We start from the raw sequence: 5,429 nt of genomic DNA, 5'->3' as shown, positions 1-5,429 counted from the left end.
TCACGGTGGCCTGCTTCGACGCGATCCGCGCCACCTCGCCCAACAACGACGACCCCGAGCACGCCTCCCGCCCGTTCGACCGCGACCGGGACGGGTTCGTGCTCGGCGAGGGTGCCGCGGTGTTCGTGCTGGAGGAGTACGAGCACGCCAGGAAGCGCCGGGCGCACGTCTACGCGGAGATCGCCGGCTACGCGTCCCGGTGCAACGCCTTCCACATGACCGGGCTGCGACCCGACGGTGCGGAGATGGCCGAGGCGATCACCGCCGCGCTCGCGGAGGCCGAGGTCGCGCCAACCGAGGTGGACTACATCAACGCGCACGGCTCCGGCACCAAGCAGAACGACCGGCACGAGACGGCGGCGTTCAAGCGGGTCCTCGGTGCGCACGCCGGTCTCGTGCCCGTCAGCTCCATCAAGTCGATGGTCGGGCACTCGCTCGGCGCCATCGGCTCGATCGAGATCGCGGCGTGCGCGCTGGCCATCACGCACGACGTGGTGCCGCCGACGGCGAACCTGCACAACCCGGATCCCGAGTGCGACCTGGACTACGTGCCGTTGACCGCACGCGAGTGGCCCACCGACACGGTGCTGACCGTCGGCAGCGGGTTCGGCGGCTTCCAGAGCGCGATGGTGCTGACCAGGCCCGAGAGGAGGCGGCTATGACGGCGAGAGCGGTGGTCACCGGGCTCGGGGTGGTCGCGCCCAACGGGTTGGGCACGACCGAGTACTGGACCGCGACCCGCGCGGGTCGCGGCGGCATCGGCCGGATCACCCGGTTCGACCCGAGCGGGTACCCGGCGCGGCTGGCCGGTGAGGTGCCCGGGTTCGTCGCGCGGGAACACCTGCCGAGCCGGCTGCTCCCCCAGACCGACCGGATGACCAGGCTCGCGCTGGTCGCCGCCGACTGGGCCCTGCTGGACGCGTGCGTGACACCCGCCGAGGTGCCCGCGTTCGACATGGGCGTGGTCACCGCGGCGTCCTCCGGCGGCTTCGAGTTCGGGCAGGGCGAGCTGGCGAAGCTGTGGAGCCTCGGCGGCGAACACGTCAGCGCCTACCAGTCGTTCGCGTGGTTCTACGCGGTGAACAGCGGGCAGATCTCGATCCGCAACGGCATGAAGGGCCCGAGCGGGGTGCTGGTCAGCGACCAGGCGGGCGGTCTCGACGCGATCGCGCAGGCACGCCGGCAGATCCGCAGGGGCACGCCGCTGGTCGTGACCGGCGCCGTTGACGCGTCGCTCTGCCCGTGGGGCTGGGTGGCGCAGCTGACGAGTGGCCGACTGTCCACACGGGACGACCCGGACCGGGCCTACCTGCCGTTCGACGCGGACGCCTGCGGACACGTGCCCGGCGAGGGCGGCGCGATCCTCATCCTGGAGGACGCGCGCGGCGCGCGGGACCGCGGCGCCCGGGTGTACGGCGAGATCGCCGGCTACGCGGCCACCTTCGACCCGCGACCGGGCACGGGCGGGCAACCCGCGCTGGCCAGGGCGATCGAGCTGGCACTGGCGGACGCCGGCGCCGAGCCCCGCGACGTGGACGTGGTCTTCGCCGACGGCGCGGCCGTACCCGAGCTGGACCGGGTGGAGGCCGAGGCCGTCACCGCGGTGCTCGGGCGCGTCCCCGTCACCGCACCCAAGACGATGACCGGCCGCCTGTACTCCGGAGCGGGCCCCCTCGACGTCGCCACCGCGCTGCTGAGCATCGCCGACGGGTTGGTACCGCCCACCACCAACGTCGTGCCCTCGCCCGACTACGACCTGGACCTGGTCACCGAGACGCGGGCGGTACCGGTGCGGTGCGCGCTGGTGCTGGCCCGCGGGCAGGGCGGGTTCAACTCCGCCGTCGTCGTCCGTGCCACCTACTGAGCCGCCACCTACCGAGTCGCCACCTACCGACAGCACGAAGGGAAGGAACCAGATGAGCACGTTCACCATCGACGACCTCAAGCGCGTCCTGCGCGAGTGCGCCGGCGCCGACGAGAACGTCGACCTCGACGGGGACATCGCCGACGTCCGCTTCGACGAGCTGGGCTACGAGTCGCTCGCCCTGCTGGAGACCAGCGGCCAGATCGAGCGGGAGTACGGCATCAGGCTGGACGAGTCCGCCGTCACCGACGCCGCGACGCCACGTGCCCTCGTGGAACTGGTCAACGCCCACCTGAGCGGTCGACTGGCCGGCGCCACCCGATGAGCCAGGCGGGCGCCGCCGCACCCGACCCCGGCGGTGCCCGCCGTCCACAGGAGACCTGGAGTAGCGGAGGAAAACATGTCGGAGCAGGACAAGCGCGTCGCGCTCGTCACCGGAGCCACCAGCGGCATCGGGTACGCGATCGCCCGTCTGCTCGCCACGCGCGAGCACCGGGTCTTCATCGGCGCCCGCACCGCCGAGAACGTCAGCACCACCGTGAAGACGCTGCGGGAACAGGGACTCGACGTCGACGGCCAGCCGCTCGACGTGCGGTCCGACGGCGAGGTCGCGGAGTTCGTGCGAGCGGCCAGGGACCGGTACGGCACCGTCGACATCCTGGTCAACAACGCCGGCCGCAGCGGTGGCGGCGTGACCGCGGACATCCCGGACGAACTGTGGCACGACGTCATCGACACGAACCTGAACAGCGTGTTCCGCATGACGCGCGAGGTGCTCACCAACGGTGGCATGCGGCACAAGAAGTGGGGCCGGATCATCAACATCGCGTCCACCGCCGGCAAGCAGGGTGTCGTGCTCGGCGCGCCGTACTCCGCGTCGAAGCACGGGGTCGTCGGCTTCACCAAGGCGCTCGGCAACGAGCTGGCGCCGACCGGCATCACCGTCAACGCCGTCTGCCCTGGCTACGTCGAAACCCCGATGGCGCAACGGGTGCGGCAGGGCTACGCGGCCGCGTACGACACGACCGAGGACGCGATCATGGAGAAGTTCACCGCCAAGATCCCGCTCGGCCGCTACTCGACGCCCGAGGAGGTCGCCGGCCTCGTCGGCTACCTCGTGACCGACGCCGCCGCCCCGATCACCGCGCAGGCCATCAACGTCTGCGGCGGGCTCGGCAACTTCTGACGTACCGCACAGGAAGGCACAGGGATGCTCAAGCACAACCTACCCAAGGTGGAGCACGACATCGTCGTGCGGGCGAGCGCCGAGGACGTCTACCGGCTGGTCGCGGACGTGGCGAACTGGCCGCGGATCTTCCCGCCGACCGTCCACGTGGAACACCTCGAGCGCGGCGACGACGAGGAGCGGATCCGGATCTGGGCGACCGCCAACGGCGAGGCCAAGACCTGGGTGTCCCGCCGCGTGCTGGACCCGGACCGCCTGCGGATCGACTTCCGCCAGGAGGTCTCCAGCCCGCCGGTCGCCGCGATGGGCGGCAGCTGGGTCGTCGAGCCGATGAACGACGGGGAGTGCCGGGTCCGCCTGCTGCACGACTACCGGGCGGTCGACGACGACCCGCAGGCGCTGAAGTGGATCGAGCGGGCGGTGGACGGCAACTCACGCGCCGAGCTGAACGCGTTGCGGGCCGGCGCCGAGCTGGCCGACGGCTCGGCCGACCTGCTCATGTCCTTCCAGGACAGCCTGTGGATCGACGGGCCGGCCGAACGGGTGTACGACTTCATCGACCAGGCGGGGCTGTGGGCAGACCGGCTGCCGCACGTCGCGCGGGTCGACCTGACCGAGCCCGCCGAGGGCCTGCAGGTGCTGGAGATGGACACGAAGGCCAAGGACGGCTCGACGCACACCACGAAGTCGGTCCGGGTCTGCTTCCCCAAGCGGCGCATCGTGTACAAGCAGACCACGCTGCCCGCGCTGCTGTCCCTCCACACGGGACGGTGGACCTTCGAGGACAGCGAGGGCGGTGTGCTGGCCACCTCCCAGCACACGGTCGTGCTGCGGCCGGAGAACATCGCGAAGGTGCTCGGCGAGGGCGCCGGGGTCGACCGGGCCAGGGCCTACGTGCGCGACGCGCTCGGCACCAACAGCAAGGCCACCCTGGGCCACGCCAAGCAGTACGCCGAGAGCGAGGGCTGAGCGATGGGGACGCCCCGGGACACCCAGGTGGTCGTGGTGGGCGCCGGGCCGGTCGGCCTGATGCTCGCCGGCGAGCTGCGGCTCGGCGGCGCCGAGGTCGTCGTCCTCGAGCGGCTGCCGGCACCGTCCGGCGAGTCCCGGGCGTCCACACTGCACGCCCGCACCATGGAGATCCTGGACAGCAGAGGACTCCTGGACCGGTTCGGGCGGCTGCCGAACGACGTGCGCGGCCACTTCGGCGGCATCCCGCTGGACCTGACACTGCCCGGCCCCTACCCGGGGCAGTGGAAGGTGCCGCAGGCGCGGACCGAGGAGATCCTCGCGGGGTGGGCGACCGACCTCGGCGCGGTGGTCCTGCGCGCGCACGAGGTCGTCGGCCTCGTCGAGACCGCGGACGGCGTGGCGGTGGAAGCGCGGAGTCCATATGGGACGGTCCGCATCCGCTGCCGGTACGTGGTCGGGTGCGACGGCGAGCGGAGCACCGTGCGCCGCCTGGCGGGCATCCCGTTCCCCGGGCACGACGCGCGCCGCGAGCTGGTCCGCGCGGACGTGGCCGGCATCGACGTGCCCGACCGGCGCTTCCAGCGGCTGCCGGGCGGGCTGGCCATCGCCGCCCGCCGCGGTGACGGCGTCACCCGCGTCATGGTGCACGAGTTCGGCAGCGCACCCGCCGAGGGCGACGTGGACTTCGCCCGCCTGCGCGACCTCTGGCAGCGGGTCACGGGCGAGGACATCGGCGGCGGGGAAGCGTTGTGGCTCAACAGGTTCGGCGACGCGTCGCGGCAGGCGCAGCACTACCGCCAGGGCCGGGTCCTGCTCGCCGGCGACGCGGCCCACCAGCAGCTGCCGGTCGGCGGGCAGGCGCTGAACCTCGGGCTGCAGGACGCGGTGAACCTGGGCTGGAAGCTGGCGCTGTGCGCACGCGGCGGGGCGCCGGACCGCCTGCTGGACACCTATCACGAGGAACGGCACGCGGTCGGCGCCCGGGTGCTGGGCAACATCGCCGCCCAGGCGACCCTGCTGCTCGGCGGTCCCGAGGTGGAGCCGATGCGGACGGTCCTGGCCGAGCTGATCCGCCACGAGCGGGTGCGGCAGCGGCTCGCGGCGATGATCTCGGGGCTGGACGTGCGCTACGGCGGGCAGGACGACTCGCCGGTCGGCACCCGGCTGCCGCCCCGGGAACTCGCCACCGACCGCGGCACCGTCGCCACCGCGGAGCTGTCGCGCACCGGGCGGGGGCTGCTGCTCGACCCGACCGGCGCCGCGAGCCGGGTGGCGCGGCCGTGGGCCGACCGCGTGGACAGCGTGCCCGCCGGAGTACCGGACACGGCCGGCGCGGTGCTCGTCCGCCCGGACGGCTACGTCGCGTGGGCCGGCACGGACGGGCTGGCCACCGCCCTGGCGCGCTGG

At 72.9% G+C, this 5,429-nt stretch carries 6 protein-coding genes; all 6 read left to right on the top strand.

The features are described from left to right. Positions 1 to 662 (top strand): beta-ketoacyl-[acyl-carrier-protein] synthase family protein (locus ACJ73U_RS22860; RefSeq protein ID WP_407779730.1); only part of this gene is annotated, 662 nt, incomplete at its 5' end. Then, positions 659 to 1,864, top strand: a complete 1,206-nt coding sequence (locus tag ACJ73U_RS22855; RefSeq protein ID WP_407779729.1) for a ketosynthase chain-length factor — start codon at positions 659 to 661, stop codon at positions 1,862 to 1,864. The genes ACJ73U_RS22860 and ACJ73U_RS22855, both read left to right, overlap by 4 nt. Before the next feature lie 52 nt (positions 1,865 to 1,916). Next, on the top strand, positions 1,917 to 2,189 hold the full coding sequence (locus ACJ73U_RS22850; RefSeq protein ID WP_407779728.1) for an acyl carrier protein: 273 nt from the start codon (positions 1,917 to 1,919) through the stop codon (positions 2,187 to 2,189). 75 nt (positions 2,190 to 2,264) lie between these two features. Next, the gene (gene fabG, locus ACJ73U_RS22845; protein ID WP_407779727.1) at positions 2,265 to 3,050 is read left to right on the top strand and encodes a 3-oxoacyl-ACP reductase FabG; all 786 of its coding nucleotides are present in this window, start codon (positions 2,265 to 2,267) and stop codon (positions 3,048 to 3,050) included. A gap of 24 nt (positions 3,051 to 3,074) precedes the next feature. Beyond that, positions 3,075 to 4,019, top strand: a complete 945-nt coding sequence (locus tag ACJ73U_RS22840; protein WP_407779726.1) for an aromatase/cyclase — start codon at positions 3,075 to 3,077, stop codon at positions 4,017 to 4,019. Positions 4,020 to 4,022: 3 nt separating this feature from the next. Beyond that, positions 4,023 to 5,429 (top strand): FAD-dependent monooxygenase (locus tag ACJ73U_RS22835; RefSeq protein WP_407779725.1); only part of this gene is annotated, 1,407 nt, incomplete at its 3' end.

The organism is Actinophytocola sp., assembly GCF_045807065.1.
In the GTDB taxonomy this organism is placed as follows: domain Bacteria; phylum Actinomycetota; class Actinomycetes; order Mycobacteriales; family Pseudonocardiaceae; genus Actinophytocola.
The sequence above is the reverse complement of the archived record's forward strand: the minus strand, read 5'-3'. Positions and strand labels throughout refer to the sequence as shown.

Coding starts and splice junctions, on each gene's coding strand:
- ACJ73U_RS22855 (WP_407779729.1), top strand. CDS start 659: ATGACGGCGAGAGCGGTGGTCACCGGGCTCGGGGTGGTCGCGCCCAAC.
- ACJ73U_RS22850 (WP_407779728.1), top strand. CDS start 1,917: ATGAGCACGTTCACCATCGACGACCTCAAGCGCGTCCTGCGCGAGTGC.
- fabG (WP_407779727.1), top strand. CDS start 2,265: ATGTCGGAGCAGGACAAGCGCGTCGCGCTCGTCACCGGAGCCACCAGC.
- ACJ73U_RS22840 (WP_407779726.1), top strand. CDS start 3,075: ATGCTCAAGCACAACCTACCCAAGGTGGAGCACGACATCGTCGTGCGG.